Consider the following 17,758-nt stretch of genomic DNA (forward strand, 5'->3'; position numbering starts at 1 on the left):
AAAGTCACTTTTCCGATTCTGGGTTTGATCTGCCGGTCGCAAACAAGTATATCAAGCAGGAATTCATCCTGTCCCCGAGTTATCCATGGCCAAAAACAAAACCGCCTATGTTTGTTCCGAATGTGGAGCCGACTTCACCCGCTGGCAAGGCCAGTGCAGCGAGTGCAAGGAGTGGAACACCATCACCGAGGTGCGACTGGGGGTGACGACACCCGGCAAGAGTGCTCGCTATACCGGTTATGCGGGCGCCGTCGGCAGCCAGGTGCAGACCCTGGCGGAGATCGCCACCACGGAGATCCCCCGTTTCAGCTCGGGCTTCAAAGAGCTGGACCGCGTACTCGGTGGCGGCGTGGTCCCCGGTTCGGCCATTCTCATCGGTGGCAACCCCGGGGCCGGCAAGTCGACCCTGTTGCTGCAGACCATGTGCGGCCTGGCGCAGCGCATGAAGACCCTTTATGTGACCGGTGAGGAATCACTGCAACAGGTGGCGATGCGGGCCGGTCGGCTGGGTCTGCCCACGGACAAGCTGCGCATGTTGTCCGAGACCAGTGTCGAGCAGATCTGCCTCATCGCCCAGCAGGAGCAACCTCAGATCATGGTCATCGACTCCATCCAGGTGATGCACGTGGCGGATGTGCAGTCCGCGCCGGGTTCCGTCTCCCAGGTGCGGGAGTCGGCGGCGCTGTTGACACGCTATGCCAAGCAGAATCATGTGGCCATCTTCATGGTGGGCCACGTCACCAAGGACGGCACCCTGGCTGGCCCCAAGGTGCTGGAGCACTGCATCGACTGCTCCGTGCTGCTGGATGGCGGGCACGACTCGCGTTTTCGCACCCTGCGCTCCCACAAGAACCGCTTCGGTGCGGTCAACGAACTGGGGGTCTTCGCCATGACCGGGCAGGGAATGAAGGAGGTGAGCAACCCTTCCGCGATTTTCCTCAGCCGCGGGGAGGAGCAGGCGCCGGGCTCCATCGTCATGGTGATCTGGGAAGGCACGCGCCCCCTGCTGGTGGAGTTGCAGGCGCTGGTGGATTACTCCCAGCTCTCCAATCCGCGCCGTGTGGCGGTGGGGATGGACCACAACCGTCTCGCCATGCTGCTGGCGGTGCTGCATCGTCACGGCGGGTTGCAGATGGCGGATCAGGATGTGTTCATCAACGTGGTGGGTGGCGTCAAAGTCGAGGAGACCAGCGCGGATCTGGCGCTGCTGCTGGCCATGGTGTCGAGCTTCCGGGATCAGGCCCTGCCCAAGGATCTGGTGGTCTTTGGTGAGGTGGGGCTCTCCGGCGAGATACGGCCCGTGCCCTCGGGTCAGGAGCGACTGCAGGAGGCGGCCAAGCACGGTTTCCGCCGAGCCATCGTCCCGCATGCCAATGCGCCCAAACATCCCATCGAGGGGATGGAGGTGGTGCCGGTGAAGAAACTCTCCGATGCCCTCGAGGCCCTGTAACCAACCATGAAAAAGGAGCGTATGAACGCTCCTTTGTTTTTCTGCCCGCCCGCTCAGGATTCGGGGGGGACGTGGTCTCGGTGCTCTTGCAGCAACTGCTCCAGCTCGCGATGGAGCAGTTGCTCCTCTCCGATGTTCAGCTCGATCATCCGCTTGAGGTGAGTGGCGCTGTCGATGTCGATGTGGTGGCAGTAAAACCCCAGCTTCTTGCTGGCTTCGTGGGTCAGCTCGACCTGCATCTTGATCTCGATGTCGCTGCCCCCGAGCACGAAGCAGATTTCGTACTCCTTGTCCTCGCTGGCGACCCAATCCTCGGGTCTGAGCAGCAGGGCTCCCTGCAGGGAGACATCGACCAGCTGGGTGCGCCACTGGTGTTCACCCTGGGTGAGCTTGGCGGCGGTCAAATAGAAAATCCGAGTAAAGTGGCGGCGCTCGGCCATGGTCGTCTCCGGTCTGCGTGCGAGCAAGATGCTCATTCTTCATGTTGCAGAGTGTAATCCAGCTGGCACGCCAGGATATTGAACTGGCTCCGATATTGAATATCAGACCTGCTGATGGCTGAGGGATTCCACCACCTGCAGCGCCTTGACCAGCCGATCCTCCTGTTTGAACCTGTCTTCCAGCACGGGGCCGAGCTGGTTCAGATCCTCGTCCAGTTGCAGCAACTGGGCTTCGTCGGCGTTGCTGTACTTGTCGTTGAACTCCAGCGCGAATTCGGTACAGGCACGGATATGGGGGTAGATGCGCTTGGCCAGCTCCAGTTTGTCGCCGCTGGCTTGCTCAAAGGCGGTGACGACGTGGTTGTAGATCTCGAAATGGCCTGCGCTGACGTAGTCGACCAGTTGTTCGCAAAAACGTTGCAGTTCTACATGGCCTGGGAGGGTGCGTTGCTTGCACTTGGCGGGCATAAGGCCTGCCAGTCGCATGTACTCGACCAGCAACGCCTGTCTGGCATCCAGCCAGTCATCTATTGCTCTGTGCTTGCCTGCCAGTGCGCGCTTGGTTTTTTCCAGTTCAGTTAACATAGTCCCTCCATGGGCATGGCATGCGGCACTCGGGTCGCACGCCTCCGGTCATTCTCATCGACTGACGACACTCCTATAACTAGGGAAAATCCTGTTGACCGTCAATAGGAGTGTAGGGATATTGTTACATCAGGCGGGGATTTGCATGCCGCTCCCCACCGGTGCTTCGCATCCTGTCGCCCATCCAGGGGACAAGGGGGCGATATATGTGACTATTTCCGCAGATCTTGATGAAAACCCCAGCATTCAAGCCAATCCGGCTGATAAAGCCTTTGCCTGAGTGTTTTTTTTTGAATAGAGTGGCCCGGTGCTAAATGCCCGATCATAAAGGAAATGTTATGAACAAAGCTCAACTTGTCGATGCAATTGCCGCCAAAGCAGACCTGAGCAAAGCTCAGGCCAAAGTCGCTCTGGAAGAGATCATCAATGGTATTACCCAGAGCCTGAAAGAGGGCGATGCCGTTCAGTTGGTGGGTTTTGGTACCTTCAAGGTCAACCATCGCGCGGGCCGTACCGGTCGCAACCCGCAAACCGGTAAAGAGATCCAGATTGCAGCTGCCAATGTGCCGTCCTTCGTGGCTGGCAAGGCGCTGAAAGACGCCGTCAAATAAGGTCGTCTTGTAATCAAATGAAACCCGGCTTGTGCCGGGTTTTTTCTTGCCATCTTCGTCAAAATTTGTTTCAGATACACTCAGGATATGGCATGCGCTGTAGCGAGGTGGATATGGAACAGAAAAATGCCATTCGGCAGGTAGCCGTCCCCTGGGCTCCCTCTCGTCAACTCCCTCCCGGCCTGGTCGTGGCCGAACTGCATCAGGATATCTGGAGCGACACCCTGACCGTCATGCTGGGGCGTGCTCGCAGCATCGATCTGCCTCCGTTGCCCCTGTGCCGGGTGAGTTTTCGCCACATCTTCGCGGTGCGGGTGATGGAGGATTGCGATCTGGCGGAGGGGCGTGACAGCCACGTCATCGAGGAGCAGATCCAGCTCATTACCCCGTCCCGTTTCGCCAGCTGGTTCCATCAGGAATCCGATGGACTGCACCTGGATGAAGATTTGCAGCACTACCGCATCTCGACCTGGGATTACTGCGCCGATGTGCTGACCTCTTCTCCCCCTGAACTCCAGTTCATGGTTCAGGAGGAGTAAGCCAGACTGTCGGGTCGCCTCCGTGGTGACAAAAAAGCCGGCGCAGGGGCGCCGGCTTTTTCTTGTTCGGGAGAGGTGGCGTTCAGCCCAGGAGTTGGTCCCGGTGCAGCCCCAGCACGATCAGCAGCCCGATGAAATAGAAGGCGCTGAGCTTGATGCCGAGAATGGTGAGCAGGCCGGCGCACAGACGCACCAGGGCCTTGTGCAGCCAGGATCCGGTGAAGCGGTACATGATCACTCCACCGCGTCGGCCGGCGCGAACTCCGGCACCTTGGCCATGGCGTCCAGCACCACTTGAATGTCGGCCCCCGGCTTGCAGGCATTCTCGCTCAGATGGCGACGCCAGGCGCGCGCGCCCTGCATGTTCTGGAACAACCCCAGCATGTGGCGGGTCATGTGGGAGAGGTAGTTTCCCTTGGCCAGCTCTTGTTCGATGTAGGGCAGCATCATCCGCACCACCTCGTGGCGGCTCGGCACGGCACGGTTCTCGCCGAACACCAGATTGTCCACCTGGGCCAGAATGTAGGGATTCTGGTAGGCTTCGCGGCCCATCATGACCCCGTCGAGGTGCTGCAGATGTTCAAGAGTCTGTTCCAGACTGGTCACCCCGCCGTTGATGGCAATGGTCAGTTCCGGATAATCCTGCTTGACCCGGTAGACGCGAGGATAATCGAGGGGCGGGATCTCGCGGTTCTCTTTCGGACTCAGGCCGCTCAACCAGGCCTTGCGGGCATGGACGATGAAGGTATCGCAACCGGCGTCCCTTACCTGCTCGATGAAGGCCTGCAAGAACTCGTAGGAGTCTTGCTCGTCGATGCCGATACGGGTCTTCACGGTGACCGGAATGTCGACCACGTCGCGCATCGCCTTGACGCAATCGGCCACCAGCGCGGGTTCGCCCATGAGGCAGGCGCCGAAGCGGCCGTTTTGTACCCGATCGGAAGGGCAGCCGACGTTGAGGTTGACCTCGTCATACCCGCGCTCCTCGGCGAGCCTGGCGCAGCGGGCCAGGTCTGCCGGGTTGCTGCCACCCAGTTGCAGGGCGAGAGGGTGTTCCTGCTCGCTGTAACCCAGATAATCCCCTTTGCCATGGATGATGGCGCCCGTGGTCACCATCTCGGTATAGAGCAGGGTCTGGCGGGTCATCAGACGGTGGAAATAACGGCAATGCCGATCGGTCCAGTCCAGCATGGGGGCGATGGAAAAGCGCTGCGCCTGCATAAAAATCATCCGGGTTGGCCAAACAAGGGGCGGGATTCTATCACAACGTGAGACAGCCCCAGAAAATGAATTTTGTCGCCGCGCACTGGGGGCCCTGTGATAGTATCCGGCTAATTGACAGGGTATCTGCGTGAACATGAATCAAGACCAACTTCTACAACGAGCGGAACGCCTCTGCGAGCAGCGCGGGATCCGTTTCACCCCGACACGGCGCCAGGTGTTCCGGCTGCTTGCCGCCCACGGCAATGCCATCAGTGCCTATGATTTGCTGGCCCAGTTGCAGCAGACCGAAGCTCATGCCAAACCGCCTACCGTCTATCGGGCGCTCGACTTCCTGCTCGAACAGGGCTTTGCCCACAAGGTGGAGTCGCTCAACGCCTTCATCTTCTGCTGCCACTTCGACCATGCCCACCCGATGCAACTGTTGATCTGCGATCGTTGCGGTGAGGTAGTGGAGCTGCACGATCCCGCCATCGACAGCGCCTTTTCCGAGCAGGCTCATCAGCATGGTTTTACTATTACCAACAAGACCATAGAAGCCCATGGTCAATGTGCCCGCTGTTCCGCTACCGTAGGAAGTCAAGATGAAGGCTGATTTTGTAAACCCGTTCCTGCTCTCCCTGCTCAACGTGCTCTCCACCATGGCACAGCTGGAACTCAAACCGGGCGCGCCCAAGCGCAAGACGGACGAGCTGGCTCGGGGAGATGTCTCCGGCCTGATTGGCATGGTGGGTCCGCAGACCCGGGGTTCCCTCTCCATCAGCTTCGAGAAGGGGCTGGCACTGGAGATCATGCGTCGCATGCTGGGGGAGGCGCCGGCCACCATCAACGAGGAAGTGACCGACATGGTGGGCGAGATCACCAACATGGTGACGGGCGGCGCCAAACGCATGCTGGGGGAGAAGGGCTATGAGTTCGACATGGCGACCCCGGTCATCGTCTCCGGTCCCAATCACACCATCACTCACCGGGCCGACGGCGCCAAGATCATGATGCCGTTCGAATCGGAGTATGGCCGTGCCACCATCGAGATCTGCTTCGAGTAATCGCCATGTGGAAGATGCTGAAATGGAGTGTCATCGGTGGGGTGGTGCTGCTTATCCTGTCGGATATCGAGATCAGCACCTCTCTCTACAAGTACGAAGACAACCGCGTGGAGATCAACTTCCCGCGCTGGCAGGCTGACCAGCCCTGGGGCACCCTGCGCTGGCATGCGGGCCGGTTTGAGCATCACTGGTACGGTCTTGCAGGCAAACCCAAGCCAGCAACCGTACTCTGACGAGCGCTCTCCACAACGGATGAACCAGATTGCACCAACAAAAAAGAGGCCAGCAAATGCTGGCCTCTTTCATTTGGTCAAGATCTGTTATCAGGCCGCTTCTGCAGCCAGCTTGCCATTGCCACGCACCATGACACCGAGGCCACAGGCCAGCAGGGTCGGCAGCAACCAGGCCAGGCCTTTGTCAAACAGCGGCAGGAAGGCGAAAGCATCCATCTTCATGCCGGCGGCGCCCAGGCCGTCCAGGCAGCCGAACAGGAAGGCGACCAGCAGCACGGAGCGGAACACCAGGCGGGGGCGACCGAAGTAACCCTTCAGGAAGGTGACCAGTACCAGCGCCACGGCAACCGGGTAGATGGCGACCAGCACCGGAATGGAGAGGCTGATGAGCTGGCTCAGGCCCACGTTGGCCACGACGCCGCAGATGACACCCAGCAGCACGACCAGCTTCTTGTAGCTCATGCCGGTCAGGTTGTGGAAGAAGTCGGAGCAGGCGGAGATGAGGCCGACGGCCGTGGTGAAGCAGGCCAGGGTAATGATGGCTGCCAGGATGAACTGACCCGGTTGGCCGAACAGACTCAGTACGTAGGCGTTGACGATGGCACCGCCGTTGCTCACGTCTGTGGCGACGCCGGCAGCGGTGTTGCCCAGCTGGAACAGGGAGACATAGACAACGGAGAGACCGATGGCGGAGATGATGCCCGCGATGGCCAGGTACTTGAACTGGCTCTGGTAGCCATGGATGCCTTTCTGGCGCAGCAGGTCGACGATCAGGGCGCCGAACATCAGGGACGCCAGGGTGTCCATGGTGTTGTAGCCTTCCAGAATGCCCTTCACGAAGGGGGTGCTCTGGTAGTCACCGGATGCGGCAGGCATGCTTCCTTGCGGTGCGACGAAGACACCGATGGCCAGGGTCAGCAGCAGCAGCATCAGTAGCGGGGTCAGGTACTTGCCGATGGCATCCATCAGCTTGCCCTGGTTGAGGGAGACCAGGATGGCCACGCCGAAGAACAGTACTGTGTAGGCAGCCAGACCGGATGGTCCCATGTCGCCAAGGAAGGGCTTGAGGCCCATCTCGTAGGCCACCAGGCCGGTACGGGGGGCGGCGAAGGCCGGGCCGATGATGATGTAGATGGCGACGGCCAGTGCGGTGGCCACGCCGGCCGGCAGCAGCTTGGTCATGCCGGCCCAGCCGTTGCCAGCCTTGGCGACGGCGATGATGGTGATGAGGGGCAGGCCCACGGCGGTGACCAGGAAGCCCAGCATGGCCAGGGAGAGGTGCTCACCCGCCATGAAGCCGGCCAGGGGCGGGAAGATGATGTTGCCTGCGCCCAGATAGAACGCAAAGGTCATGAAGCCCAATCCGAGTACATCGGACAATGTGAGTGATTTCGTCAAGTTCAACCTCGTCTGTCTTGTAAACTATTGCTTGTTATAGTTTTTTATTTGTCAGTGACCGGCACTTTCCGGGGGTAAAAAAAAGAGCCCCGCTGGTTTTTTCATCGCGACCAGTGGTTTGAACTGGTCTTGAGCGGGCGCTCATTTAGCAGTCAGCATAATGATGTGAAAAAATAGTTCAAGGCAAAATTTACATCTTCAAATAGAAGGGGTTGGCTAGTTGGATATATCTGTCGGAATAGCCTCCTGTGGCAGAATGGATCACAATTTCACCCCTCTCACACTTGTTTAATCCTCTGCCAAGCAGCAATAAAACACGATTTGCCTCTTTCCCCTCTCTGGTGGTAACAGCCAGATAACAACGCTCATACAGATCATAACTCGACGAAATGCATAAAATTTCATCCGCCATCGCCGTGGGCAGCACCAGGGCCAGTTGCCCGGTATGGTTCAGCAGGCGATCGCTGGCGGCCAGCAATCCCCTGGGGTCGAGCCCCCCGGTATGACGGGCCAGAGCCCTGGCCGGATCGCGGAGTGTCTGGCCTGCCGGGAAATAGGGCGGGTTGGAGACGATGAGATCGTAAGGGGGGGCGAGGTGATCCTGAATGGCGCTCTCTATGATGGTGACCCGCTCACGCCAGGGGGAGGCCGCCACATTCTCCTGGGCCTGCATGGCTGCATCCTTATCCAGCTCCACCCCGTCTATGTGGCAGTCGTTCGTGCTGCGCTGGGCCAGCATCAGGGCGATGAGGCCGCTGCCGGTGCCGATGTCCAGCACCCGGCGGGCGCTGTCGACCGGCGCCCAGGCTCCCAGCAGAATGCCGTCCGTACCGACCTTCATGGCGCAGCGGTCGTGATCGATGTGAAATTGCTTGAACGTGAAACCGTTGTTGCGCCCCATTCGGCCCTCCTCCTGTGCCTGCCCGCGGAAAATGGCCGGCGATTATAGCGGCTAAGCCACAGTCACCATAGGAGCCGGCGGCATAATCGCCTATAATCTGCCGCTTCCTTAATGACCGAGTATTGCCATGAGCCAGTCCTTTGATGATTTCGACCTGAATCCAGCCCTCAGTCGGGCCTTGGCCGAGATGGGATTCACCCGCCCCACCACCATCCAGCAGATGGTGCTGGAGCCAGCCCTGGACGGCCGCGATATTCTGGCCTCTGCGCCGACCGGCACCGGCAAGACCGCCGCCTTCCTGCTGCCCGCGATGCAGCACCTGCTGGACTTCCCGCGTCGCAAGCCGGGTCCGTGCCGCATGCTGATCCTGACTCCGACCCGCGAGCTCGCGCTGCAGGTGAGTGCTCACGCCAAGGCCCTGGCGGTGCACACCCATCTCAGCATCGAGACCATCATCGGTGGCGTCAGCCATGAAGAGCAGCTGCCTGCCCTGACCAAGACCACCGACATCGTGGTGGCCACCCCGGGCCGTCTGCTCGAGTACATCGAGAAAGAGGAGTTCGAGAGCCACGACATCGAGGTGCTGGTGCTGGATGAAGCGGACCGGATGCTGGACATGGGCTTCATCAAGGACGTGAACCGCATCGTGGAAGAGGCGCGCTACCGCAAGCACACCATGCTCTTCTCCGCCACCCTGGAAGGGGCCGGCCTCGAGAAGTTTGCGAGCGAGATCCTCAAAGACCCGGTTGAGCTGCACGCCGAGCCGCCCCGCAGCGAGCGCCGCCCCATCACCCAGTGGATCCACCTGGCCGATGATGCCGCCCACAAGTTGGCTCTGCTGGTGCACATCCTGAAAAACCCGGAGACCCAGAAGGCCATCATCTTCGTCAAGACCCGTGAGCGACTGGCGGAGCTTTCCGGCCAGTTGCAGGCGGCAGGCGTGCCCTGCGCCTGGATCCGTGGCGAGATGGAGCAGGCCAAGCGCATAGAGTCTATCCGCAAGTTCCACGAAGGGGAGGTGCCCTTCCTCATCGCCACCGACGTGGCCGCCCGCGGCATCGACCTGCCGAACGTCAGTCATGTCATCAACTACGACATGCCCTACGGCGCGGATGTCTATGTGCACCGCATCGGTCGTACCGGTCGTGCCGGCAACCGTGGCTGCGCCATCAGCCTGGTGGAAGCTCACGACATGGCCATGGTCGCCAAGATCGAACGCTACACCGAGGAGCGCCTCAAGCGCCGGGTGATCGATGAGCTGCGCCCCAGACACAAGGAAGCGCGGGTGCCGGTGAAGAAGAAAAAGCCGAAGGATGCCAAGAAGTCGGCAAAGAAGAAAAAGAAGTAATGCCCCCGAGCACAGTTGAAACGGCCATCCCAGGATGGCCGTTTTGCTGTCTGCTGCCTGGGGAGTGGCCTGAGAGAGGCGCAGAAAAAAGCCGACGCAAGGACGTCGGCCAACAAAAAGTGCTTACAACAGAGGATTCACAGAGTCAGACCCGAGGATCTCCGACTTGGTTCCCTTGAATGTGTAATTAATTTTCAGCGCGCTTGAACATCAGGGTATTGGCGTCGGACTCTTCCGGTACGAAGTAGTAGCCGTCGGCATTGAAACCGGTCAGCTGTTCCACCCGGGTGAGCCGATGCTTGATGATGTGGCGTGCCATCATGCCGCGGGCCTTCTTGGCGTAGAAGCTGATGATCTTGAACTGGCCGTTCTTCTCGTCCTTGAACACCGGTGTGATGATGCGCCCCTGCAGGGCTTTCGGGCGCACCGACTTGAAATACTCGTCGGAGGCGAGGTTGATCAGCACGTCGTCCCCCTGGGCCGCCAGCGCCTTGTTCAGGTGCTCCGTGATGATGTCGCCCCAGAACTGGTAGAGGTCCTTGCCGCGCGGGTTCTCAAGCCTAATCCCCATCTCCAGGCGGTAGGGCATCATGAGGTCAAGCGGCCGCAGTACGCCATAAAGGCCGGAGAGCATGCGCAGGTGGGCCTGGGCGAAGTCGAGGTCGGCCTCGCTGAAATCTTCTACGGCCAGACCGGTGTAGACGTCCCCCTTGAAGGCCAGCAGCGCCTGGCGGGCGTTGGCCGGCGTGAAGTCAGGCTGCCACTCGGCAAAGCGGGCGGCGTTGAGGCCGGCGAGCTTGTCGCTGATCTTCATCAGGCTGGCGATCTGGTCCGGGCTCAGTTGACGAGCCCGGGTGATCAGTGCTGCGGAGTGGTCCAGCAGTTCGGGTTGGGTGAAACGGGAGGTCACCAGGGGTGACTCGTAATCCAGCGTCTTGGCCGGGGAAACCACAATCAGCATAACGGTCCTTTACTAGCGGTGACGCACGCCCCTCATTCATCCAGGGTCACGTTGTCGAGAGTGCCTGCGCCCAGCTGCTCGCGACCCGACAGCTTGATGAGCAGTCGCAGGTCGTTGGCGGAGTCGGCATGGGCAAGGGCCTCACTGTAGCCAATTTGGCCGGCGCAGAACAGGGTGAACAGCGCCTGATCGAAGGTCTGCATGCCGAGCTCGCCGGATTTGGTCATCACCTCCTTGAGTCTGTGCATCTCTCCCTTGCGGATGATGTCGGTGACGAGCGGGGTGTTGAGCAGGATCTCGAAGGCGGCGACCCGGCGCTGCCCATGAGCGGAGGGGAGCAGCTGCTGGGCGACGATGGCGCGTAGGTTGAAGGAGAGATCGAACAGGAACTGGCGGTGCTTCTCCTGGGGGACCAGATGCAGGATGCGATCCAGCGCCTGGTTGGCATTGTTGGCGTGCAAGGTGGCGAGGCAGAGGTGCCCTGTCTCGGCGAACTGGATGGCGAACTCCATGGTCTCCTGAGAGCGGATTTCACCGATGAGGATGACATCCGGGGCCTGGCGCAGGGAGTTTTTGAGGGCGACATCGAAGGATGCGGTGTCGATCCCCACCTCCCGCTGGGTCACCAGACAGCGATCGTGCTGATGGACGAACTCCACCGGATCCTCCACCGTCAGGATGTGGCCGTCACCGTGCTGGTTGCGAAAGCCGATCATGGCCGCCTGGGTGGTGGACTTGCCGGCGCCAGTGGCGCCGACGAAGAGCACCAGCCCGCGTTTGGCCATGGCGACCTCCTGCAGGATGGGAGGCAGCACCAGCTCGTCAAAGGTGGGGATGCGGGTCTCGATGCGTCGCAGCACCATGCCCGGCATATCCTGTTGCCAGAAGGCGCTGACCCGAAAGCGCCCCAGCGAGCCTCGCTGGATGGCGTAGTTGGCCTCGCGGGTGTGCAGGAAGCGCTCGAAGTGGGTCTCGTCCAGGCTTTCTCTGATCAACGCCAGCGCCGTCGTCTTGTCGAGGGGAGCCGGCCCGAGCGACACCAGACGCCCGTTGACCTTGAGGGTCGGGGGGGCATCGACCGTGATGAAGAGATCCGAGCCCTTTTGTTCAACCAGTGCGGCGAGCAGAACATCCATGTTCATGGCGACTCCTTGGGTGTGCGAGCTTAAATGGTATTGGGATCGACAGCCTTGGCCTTGGCATCAAGGGAGGCGACGACCCCCCGGTTGACCAGCTGCTTGAGGCTCTGGTCCATGGTCTGCATGCCGTGGGTCATCCCGGTCTGGATGACGGAATAGAGCTGGGCCACCTTGTCTTCCCGGATGAGGTTTCGCACCGCCGGGATCCCCAGCATGATCTCGTGGGCCGCCACCCGGCCGCCACCGATACGCTTGAGCAGGGTCTGGGAGATGACCGCCCGCAGGGATTCGGAGAGCATGGATCGCACCATGTCCTTCTCCGAGCCGGGGAAGACGTCGATGATACGGTCGATGGTCTTGGCAGCCGAGGAGGTGTGCAGGGTGCCAAACACCAGGTGACCGGTTTCGGCGGCGGTCATGGCGAGGCGGATGGTTTCGAGGTCCCGCATTTCACCTACCAGGATGATATCCGGGTCTTCCCGCAGGGCCGAGCGCAGGGCGTTGCTGAAGCTCTTGGTGTCGCGGTGTACTTCCCGCTGGTTCACCAGGCAGCGCTTGTTCTCGTGCACGAATTCGATGGGGTCCTCGATGGTGAGGATGTGGTGGTGGAAGTTGTCATTGATGTAATCGACCATGGCGGCCAGGGTGGTGGATTTGCCCGAGCCGGTGGGCCCAGTCACCAGTACCAGGCCGCGAGGGTACTCCGCTATCTTGCGAAATATCTCCGGCGCCCCCAGATCGTCCAGGGTCAGAACGGTACTCGGGATGGTACGAAACACGGCGCCCGAGCCGCGCGCCTGCTGGAAGGCGTTGACCCGAAAGCGTGCCATGCCGGGTACTTCGAAGGAGAAGTCCACCTCGAAGTTCTCCTCCAGCTCCTTGCGCTGGTGGTCATTCATGATGTCGTAAATGAGAGCATGGACTTCCCGGTGATCCAGGGCGGGCAAATTGATCTTGCGAACCTCCCCATCAACCCTGATCATCGGGGGGACCCCGGCTGAGAGGTGTAGATCCGAGGCCTTATGCTTTACACTGAATGCCAATAACTCTGTGATATCCATAGATTTGTTATTCTCCCATCACAAGATTACGAACGAAATATGAGCCAGATTGCCCAGCACCTGCTTCAGGTAAAGGAACGTATTGTAGAGGCTGCCCGGCGTGTTGGCCGCAGCCCAGATCACATCCAGTTGCTTGCTGTCAGTAAAACCAAGCCGCTGGGGGACATTCAGGCTGCCTATGCCGCCGGCCAGCGGCGCTTTGGCGAATCCTACGCCCAGGAGGCCGCGCTCAAGATTGATGCCTTGCGCGAGCAGAACGCCTGTACAGACATAGAGTGGCACTTTATCGGTCCGCTGCAATCGAACAAGTCCAAGCTGGTGGCGGAGCGGTTCGATTGGGTTCAAAGTGTCGATCGCGACAAGCTCATCGAACGCCTCAACAATCAGAGACCGGGTGGGCTCGCGCCGCTAAATATCTGTCTGCAAATCAATATTAGCGGAGAGAGCAGCAAATCCGGTACGTCGGAGCAAGAGATTTTCCGCCTGGCCTCTCTGGTGGCCCAGAGCGAGCGGCTGCGGTTGCGCGGCCTGATGGCCATCCCCGAGCATACCAGCGACGAGGGGGTGCTCGCGGCCCAGATGGCGCGCATGCAGGCTCTGTTCACCGAGCTTGCGCAACAATACCCGAGCGTCGACACCCTTTCGATGGGGATGACCGAGGATCTCGAGCCTGCCATTGCCCATGGCAGCACCATGGTGCGGGTCGGGACCGCCATCTTCGGGGCCCGTGACTATTCATGAGCAAGAGCCGGGGCGAGAAACATCCCGGTCGTGCTTTTTTTCAGGTAAACAGGCGCGTGTGATGCTGTCAGCCCGCACAGGTTGGGTCGGCATCCGCTGCGATGTCAGTAACAGGAGTGTTTGATGCAGCAGAGAACCCTCGCCTTCATCGGGGCAGGCAACATGAGCCGCAGTATCATTGCCGGCCTCATCCAGGCGGGTTACCCGGCAGAGCGTATCATCGCCGCCAATCCCAGCCGTCCCAAGCTGGACGAACTGGCCAGCCAGTTCGGCATCCGTATCACCCAGGACAACGCCGAGGCGGCCCGGGAGGCCGAGGTGATCGTGCTAGCGGTCAAGCCCCAGCTGATGGCGGGCATGCTGACGGCGCTGGTGGCCGAGCTTGGCTCGCTGGATGGCAAGTTGCTCATCTCCATCGCCGCCGGCATTCGCGTCGCGCGCTTGCAGGAGATGGCGGGTGGTCACGATCGCATCATTCGCACCATGCCCAACACCCCCTCCTTGCTGGGGCTGGGGATGACCGGGCTCTATGCACCGCCCGCCATCGGGCAGGCCGATCGGGCGGTGGCCGAACAGATGATGCAATCCGTGGGCAAGACCCTCTGGGTGGAGCAGGAGGCTGGCATCAACGGCGTCATTGCGGCGGCGGGCAGTGCCCCGGCCTACTTCTTCCTGTTCATGCAGGCGATTGCCGAGGAGGCCGAGGCCATGGGCTTTACGCCGGAGCAGGCCCGCCTGCTGGTGCAGCAAACCGCACTGGGGGCGGCCGCCATGGTGGAGCAGAATCCCGAGCTGTCGCTACAGACCCTGCGCGAGCAGGTGACCAGCAAGGGCGGGACCACGGCCGAGGCCGTCAAGACATTCCAGGAGCAGGGGCTGATGCCGCTGACCGCAAGAGCCATGCAGGCGGCCGTTACCCGGGCCGGCGAAATGGAAACCCTTTTCTGAATCCCTTTTAGCAAGGAGCCCGGATGAACACGGCTTACTTTTTGATTAACACTGTCTTTGATCTCTACCTCATGGTGGTGCTGCTGCGGGTCTGGCTGCAGTGGGCGCGGGCCGACTTCTACAACCCCATGAGCCAGATGGTGGTCAAGCTGACCAACCCGCTGGTGGTGCCCCTGCGCCGCGTCATCCCGGGTTTTGGCGGGCTGGACATGGCCTCTGTGCTGCTGGCGCTGCTGATCGCCGTTGGCAAATTGGTCCTGCTCAAGAGCATGAATGTGCTGCAGGCGGACTGGCTCACTCTCTGTCTGTTTGCGACGCTCACCGTGCTGAAGAAGGCGGGTTCCATGATCTTCTGGATCCTGCTTATCCGCGCCATCCTGAGCTGGGTCAGCCAGGGTCGCAACCCCATTGAATACGTGATGCACCAGCTCACTGAACCCTTCCTGGCCCCCATTCGCCGCATCCTGCCTGCATTGGGCGGGCTGGATCTCTCCGTGCTGGTCGCCTTCATCGCGCTGCAGGCCATCAACTACCTGATGGGGGATCTGTTCGGCCAGTTGTGGTGGATGATCTGATGCCCGCCGTCCTGCTGGAAGGGGACGAGCTGGTGTTGCATCTGATGATCCAGCCCAAGGCGAGCCGGGATCAGATCATCGGATTGCACGGTGACGAGTTGAAAGTGGCCATCACGGCACCGCCGGTGGATGGTCAGGCCAACAGTCACCTGATCAAGTACCTGGCCAAGCAGTGCAAGGTGGCCAAGGGGCAGGTTCGCATCCTGCGGGGGGAGCTGGGTCGGCACAAGACGGTCGCCATCGACGCGCCAAAGCAGATCCCCGCCGAGATTGCCGCTCTGCTCGATAATCAGGGTTGATACGAGAGGGATGACATCATGAAAACAGCCTGGATGAGTTGCCTGCTGGCACTCCTGATGACGCTGCCGCTGCGGGCTGAGCAGATGCAGGAGCTGGGCCCCTGGAAAGTGCACTACAGCGCGTTCAACTCCAGCTTCCTCACCCCCGAGGTAGCCAGGACCTATGGCCTGGAGCGCAGCCGCTATAACGGCATCGTCAATATCGCGGTGCAGAACAAGCAGGGGGTGGCACAGGCGGTGGGGATCAGCGGCGAAGCCCGCAATCTGACCGGCACCCTTCGCACCCTGAATTTTCAGGAGGTGAAAGAGGGGAATGCCATCTATTACCTGGCAGTGCTGCCCTATCGCAATGAGGACACCTACCAGTTCACCCTGAAGATCATGGGGGAGGGGCAGCAGCAGACGCTGACCTTCCAGCAGACCTTCTACGTCGACTAGATTGCAGGGTGAATGCAGATGCCCTGCCCCCACGGGGGCGGGGCATTTTTTTGCCCGGTGAACCTGTGCTCGACGTCAGTGGCTGGCCAGGGGATAGGTAAACAGGGCCAAGTGGGCGAAGTTGAACAGGAAGTGGAGCAGGATGGCGACACTGAGGCGCCCGCTTAGCTGGAACGCCAGGCCATAGCAGGCCCCCGCCAGCGCGGCGAACAACACCAGCAACGGGCCACCGGCAAGATGGGCTGCGCCGAACAGCAGGCTGGCGACCAGGAGACCTGCCCAGGGCGTGCTTCGGCTTGCCACCCCTTGCTGGATGCATCCCCGGAACAGCGCTTCTTCCGCCACACAGGTGAACAGCAGGTTGTTGAATGCGAACAGCCACCACCAGTGGGGCAGTCCCGCTTCGGGTTTGAGGGCGCCCAGTTGCCAGGCGGTGATGAGCAGGGCCGCGAGCGGCAGGATGAGCAGGGCCAGCGGCCGCCAGCGCATCGTTCCACCCGGGCCGAGCAGGCCGGGGATGGCCAGCAGCAGGGCGAAGAAAATGAGCGGCTTGTCCAGATTGAGGTAGAGGGTGAAGGGCACGCTGGCCGGGCCCGCCTGTACCTTGTCGAGCACCCTGAGATTGTCAAAGCCGGGCACCAGATGCAGCGTCAGGGCGAGGGACCACAGCAGGATCAGCGTCAGTGCGACGCCACGCCAGGGTGGGGGCAGGGTGGGGGTACGCCAGGCCAGCAGCAGACCGGCGAGGCTGACAAGAGCGGCGAGGGGCGTGAGTCGCTCAAGCCAGAGGGCGGTGAGCAGGGCTAGTCCCAACAGAAGCATGCCGGGCCTGGTTCGGCGGGCGAGGCAGCAGAGTACGGCGAGCCCCAGGACGAGCCAGATGAGGATATCGGGGAGTGGTAACATCGAGTCTCCTTGTATGAATGAAGGGAGCACCTTAACGATCCCCATGGTCTGGTTCAAGGAAAAGGGACTGGCCGGCAGAAGACGCGCAATGAAAAGCCGGAGCTGGGCTCCGGCTTGGGCGGCGGCAAGATGCCACCGAGAGAGGCGATGGCCTTCCCGTATCAGCGACCGGACTCGGCGATGACCCGGGCGATGATGTCGGCGCGTTTGCTGGCTTCCAGCTCGCCCAGGGCGATGAGACCGGCCTTGAAGATGACGTTCTTCGGCAGACTGACGTCATCCAGGGTGGTGATGGCCTCGACGTGCATGCCGTTCAGGCGGCTGGCATCGCGCGGGCTCAGGTTGACCTGGGTGTTCAGCACCTGCTTGCCCTTCTTCTTGGGCTGGGCGGGTTTCTTCGGTTGATCCAGCTCGTCTTCCGGCAGTTCGTCATCAAAATCGTAAATGGACATAGTCAATCCTGTTGGGTTGCAAGGGGCATGCTCGCCCGAATGGGGGTAATCAGCCCATATCCTCGTTGCGGATAAAGGCGCGCCAGGAGCCGAGTACCTGGGCAAAATCTTCCAGCCCGCACATGGCCAGCTGTTCATCATCGTAGTAGGCGAGATCGTCGAGATCCTCGTCCTGCTCGATATTGAGGACATTGGCCTTCACCTCGGCTTCCTCGTGGGTCAGCAGCAGGGAGTAGTCGCCCCCCAGCAGCCGGTATTCGGTGCGGGCCCGGCTGGAGAGCTGGTCGATGATGGCGAACAGCTCGTCGAGCTTCTCCTCATCCTTGCCCACCTCGTCGATCAACCACTGGCCGATGGCTTCATGGCCCATGGAGAACCGGGCGCGATAGCCACCGAACGGGTCGCGGCGAAATTCATAATCCATAGCGGAGTCCATATCGGAGGGTGAAACCACCACGGCGCAAAG

The 17,758-nt window shown here is 60.8% G+C and carries 24 protein-coding genes; 12 read left to right on the forward strand and 12 right to left on the reverse strand.

Annotated features, from left to right (window positions below; all coding sequences use genetic code 11):
- Positions 1-85: 85 nt before the first annotated feature.
- Complete coding sequence (radA, locus tag PG883_RS06165; protein WP_010673036.1) at positions 86-1,450, forward strand: DNA repair protein RadA; 1,365 nt, start codon at positions 86-88, stop codon at positions 1,448-1,450.
- 53 nt (positions 1,451-1,503) lie between these two features.
- Here the strand turns inward: radA and PG883_RS06170 are convergent, their stop codons facing one another.
- Together PG883_RS06170 and PG883_RS06175 are read right to left on the reverse strand one after the other, a co-directional pair.
- Positions 1,504-1,890, reverse strand: a complete 387-nt coding sequence (locus tag PG883_RS06170; RefSeq protein ID WP_029313755.1) for a PilZ domain-containing protein — start codon at positions 1,888-1,890, stop codon at positions 1,504-1,506.
- 102 nt (positions 1,891-1,992) lie between these two features.
- Entirely contained in the window at positions 1,993-2,475 is a 483-nt protein-coding gene (locus PG883_RS06175) for an Rsd/AlgQ family anti-sigma factor (RefSeq protein ID WP_029313757.1), read from the reverse strand.
- Between the two features lie 338 nt (positions 2,476-2,813).
- On the opposite strand from PG883_RS06175, the gene hupA reads away from it, so the two are divergent.
- Positions 2,814-3,086 carry a nucleoid-associated protein HU-alpha gene (hupA, locus tag PG883_RS06180; protein ID WP_005305063.1) on the forward strand — a complete coding sequence of 91 codons (273 nt, stop codon included), beginning with the start codon at positions 2,814-2,816 and terminating at the stop codon, positions 3,084-3,086.
- Positions 3,087-3,199: 113 nt separating this feature from the next.
- Positions 3,200-3,625, forward strand: a complete 426-nt coding sequence (locus PG883_RS06185) for a hypothetical protein (protein WP_029313758.1) — start codon at positions 3,200-3,202, stop codon at positions 3,623-3,625.
- A gap of 82 nt (positions 3,626-3,707) precedes the next feature.
- Here PG883_RS06185 and PG883_RS06190 read toward each other — a convergent pair whose 3' ends face one another.
- Both PG883_RS06190 and dusA read right to left on the reverse strand, forming a co-directional pair.
- On the reverse strand, positions 3,708-3,857 hold the full coding sequence (locus PG883_RS06190) for a hypothetical protein (protein ID WP_010673040.1): 150 nt from the start codon (positions 3,855-3,857) through the stop codon (positions 3,708-3,710).
- Between the two features lie 2 nt (positions 3,858-3,859).
- The gene (dusA, locus tag PG883_RS06195; RefSeq protein WP_103857986.1) at positions 3,860-4,846 is read right to left on the reverse strand and encodes a tRNA dihydrouridine(20/20a) synthase DusA; all 987 of its coding nucleotides are present in this window, start codon (positions 4,844-4,846) and stop codon (positions 3,860-3,862) included.
- 136 nt (positions 4,847-4,982) lie between these two features.
- On the opposite strand from dusA, the gene zur reads away from it, so the two are divergent.
- The 3 genes from zur to PG883_RS06210 are packed head-to-tail and all read left to right on the forward strand — an operon-like array spanning position 4,983 to position 6,125.
- Entirely contained in the window at positions 4,983-5,441 is a 459-nt protein-coding gene (zur, locus tag PG883_RS06200; protein ID WP_103857998.1) for a zinc uptake transcriptional repressor Zur, read from the forward strand.
- On the forward strand, positions 5,431-5,892 hold the full coding sequence (locus tag PG883_RS06205) for a chemotaxis protein CheX (RefSeq protein ID WP_010673043.1): 462 nt from the start codon (positions 5,431-5,433) through the stop codon (positions 5,890-5,892). The genes zur and PG883_RS06205 overlap by 11 nt, the downstream gene beginning before the upstream one ends.
- Positions 5,893-5,897: 5 nt before the next feature.
- Positions 5,898-6,125: a hypothetical protein gene (locus PG883_RS06210; protein WP_039039956.1), complete on the forward strand. Its 228-nt coding sequence runs from the start codon at positions 5,898-5,900 to the stop codon at positions 6,123-6,125.
- Between the two features lie 90 nt (positions 6,126-6,215).
- Here PG883_RS06210 and brnQ read toward each other — a convergent pair whose 3' ends face one another.
- Positions 6,216-7,478, reverse strand: coding sequence for a branched-chain amino acid transport system II carrier protein (gene brnQ / locus PG883_RS06215; protein ID WP_258039784.1), 1,263 nt, complete (start codon positions 7,476-7,478; stop codon positions 6,216-6,218).
- A 235-nt stretch (positions 7,479-7,713) separates the two neighbouring features.
- A complete protein-coding gene (locus PG883_RS06220; RefSeq protein ID WP_270807040.1) occupies positions 7,714-8,424 on the reverse strand; it encodes a tRNA1(Val) (adenine(37)-N6)-methyltransferase in 711 nt (236 codons plus the stop codon).
- A 127-nt stretch (positions 8,425-8,551) separates the two neighbouring features.
- On the opposite strand from PG883_RS06220, the gene srmB reads away from it, so the two are divergent.
- Positions 8,552-9,772 (forward strand): ATP-dependent RNA helicase SrmB, encoded by a 1,221-nt coding sequence (gene srmB / locus PG883_RS06225; protein WP_041210934.1) that lies wholly within the window; start codon positions 8,552-8,554, stop codon positions 9,770-9,772.
- Positions 9,773-9,959: 187 nt separating this feature from the next.
- Here srmB and yaaA read toward each other — a convergent pair whose 3' ends face one another.
- Genes yaaA through tapT form a run of 3 tightly spaced genes read right to left on the reverse strand, consistent with a single transcriptional unit; the run spans position 9,960 to position 12,933 of the window.
- Positions 9,960-10,733, reverse strand: a complete 774-nt coding sequence (yaaA, locus tag PG883_RS06230) for a peroxide stress protein YaaA (protein ID WP_103857984.1) — start codon at positions 10,731-10,733, stop codon at positions 9,960-9,962.
- A 32-nt stretch (positions 10,734-10,765) separates the two neighbouring features.
- Positions 10,766-11,875: a PilT/PilU family type 4a pilus ATPase gene (locus PG883_RS06235; protein ID WP_042882153.1), complete on the reverse strand. Its 1,110-nt coding sequence runs from the start codon at positions 11,873-11,875 to the stop codon at positions 10,766-10,768.
- A 23-nt stretch (positions 11,876-11,898) separates the two neighbouring features.
- A complete protein-coding gene (tapT, locus tag PG883_RS06240; protein WP_010673050.1) occupies positions 11,899-12,933 on the reverse strand; it encodes a type IVa pilus ATPase TapT in 1,035 nt (344 codons plus the stop codon).
- A gap of 39 nt (positions 12,934-12,972) precedes the next feature.
- Here tapT and PG883_RS06245 point away from each other — a divergent pair, with 39 nt between their 5' ends.
- From PG883_RS06245 to PG883_RS06265, 5 genes are all read left to right on the forward strand, one after another.
- Entirely contained in the window at positions 12,973-13,674 is a 702-nt protein-coding gene (locus tag PG883_RS06245) for a YggS family pyridoxal phosphate-dependent enzyme (protein WP_103857983.1), read from the forward strand.
- A 123-nt stretch (positions 13,675-13,797) separates the two neighbouring features.
- Complete coding sequence (gene proC / locus PG883_RS06250; protein ID WP_010673052.1) at positions 13,798-14,622, forward strand: pyrroline-5-carboxylate reductase; 825 nt, start codon at positions 13,798-13,800, stop codon at positions 14,620-14,622.
- A 23-nt stretch (positions 14,623-14,645) separates the two neighbouring features.
- The gene (locus PG883_RS06255) at positions 14,646-15,197 is read left to right on the forward strand and encodes a YggT family protein (protein WP_042014922.1); all 552 of its coding nucleotides are present in this window, start codon (positions 14,646-14,648) and stop codon (positions 15,195-15,197) included.
- Positions 15,197-15,496, forward strand: coding sequence for a DUF167 family protein YggU (gene yggU / locus PG883_RS06260; protein WP_010673054.1), 300 nt, complete (start codon positions 15,197-15,199; stop codon positions 15,494-15,496). Before PG883_RS06255 ends, yggU begins: the two co-directional genes overlap by 1 nt.
- A gap of 18 nt (positions 15,497-15,514) precedes the next feature.
- A complete protein-coding gene (locus tag PG883_RS06265) occupies positions 15,515-15,934 on the forward strand; it encodes a DUF4426 domain-containing protein (protein WP_029313762.1) in 420 nt (139 codons plus the stop codon).
- A gap of 75 nt (positions 15,935-16,009) precedes the next feature.
- Here PG883_RS06265 and PG883_RS06270 read toward each other — a convergent pair whose 3' ends face one another.
- The 3 genes from PG883_RS06270 to PG883_RS06280 all read right to left on the reverse strand — a co-directional run bounded on the left by PG883_RS06270 (position 16,010) and on the right by PG883_RS06280 (position 17,716).
- Positions 16,010-16,840, reverse strand: coding sequence for a CPBP family intramembrane glutamic endopeptidase (locus PG883_RS06270; protein ID WP_270807041.1), 831 nt, complete (start codon positions 16,838-16,840; stop codon positions 16,010-16,012).
- A gap of 161 nt (positions 16,841-17,001) precedes the next feature.
- On the reverse strand, positions 17,002-17,292 hold the full coding sequence (locus PG883_RS06275) for a hypothetical protein (RefSeq protein ID WP_039039963.1): 291 nt from the start codon (positions 17,290-17,292) through the stop codon (positions 17,002-17,004).
- A gap of 49 nt (positions 17,293-17,341) precedes the next feature.
- Complete coding sequence (locus PG883_RS06280; protein WP_039039964.1) at positions 17,342-17,716, reverse strand: YacL family protein; 375 nt, start codon at positions 17,714-17,716, stop codon at positions 17,342-17,344.
- Positions 17,717-17,758: the final 42 nt, after the last annotated feature.

The organism is Aeromonas sp. QDB25 (assembly GCF_027707725.1).
GTDB classification, from domain to species: domain Bacteria; phylum Pseudomonadota; class Gammaproteobacteria; order Enterobacterales; family Aeromonadaceae; genus Aeromonas; species Aeromonas caviae.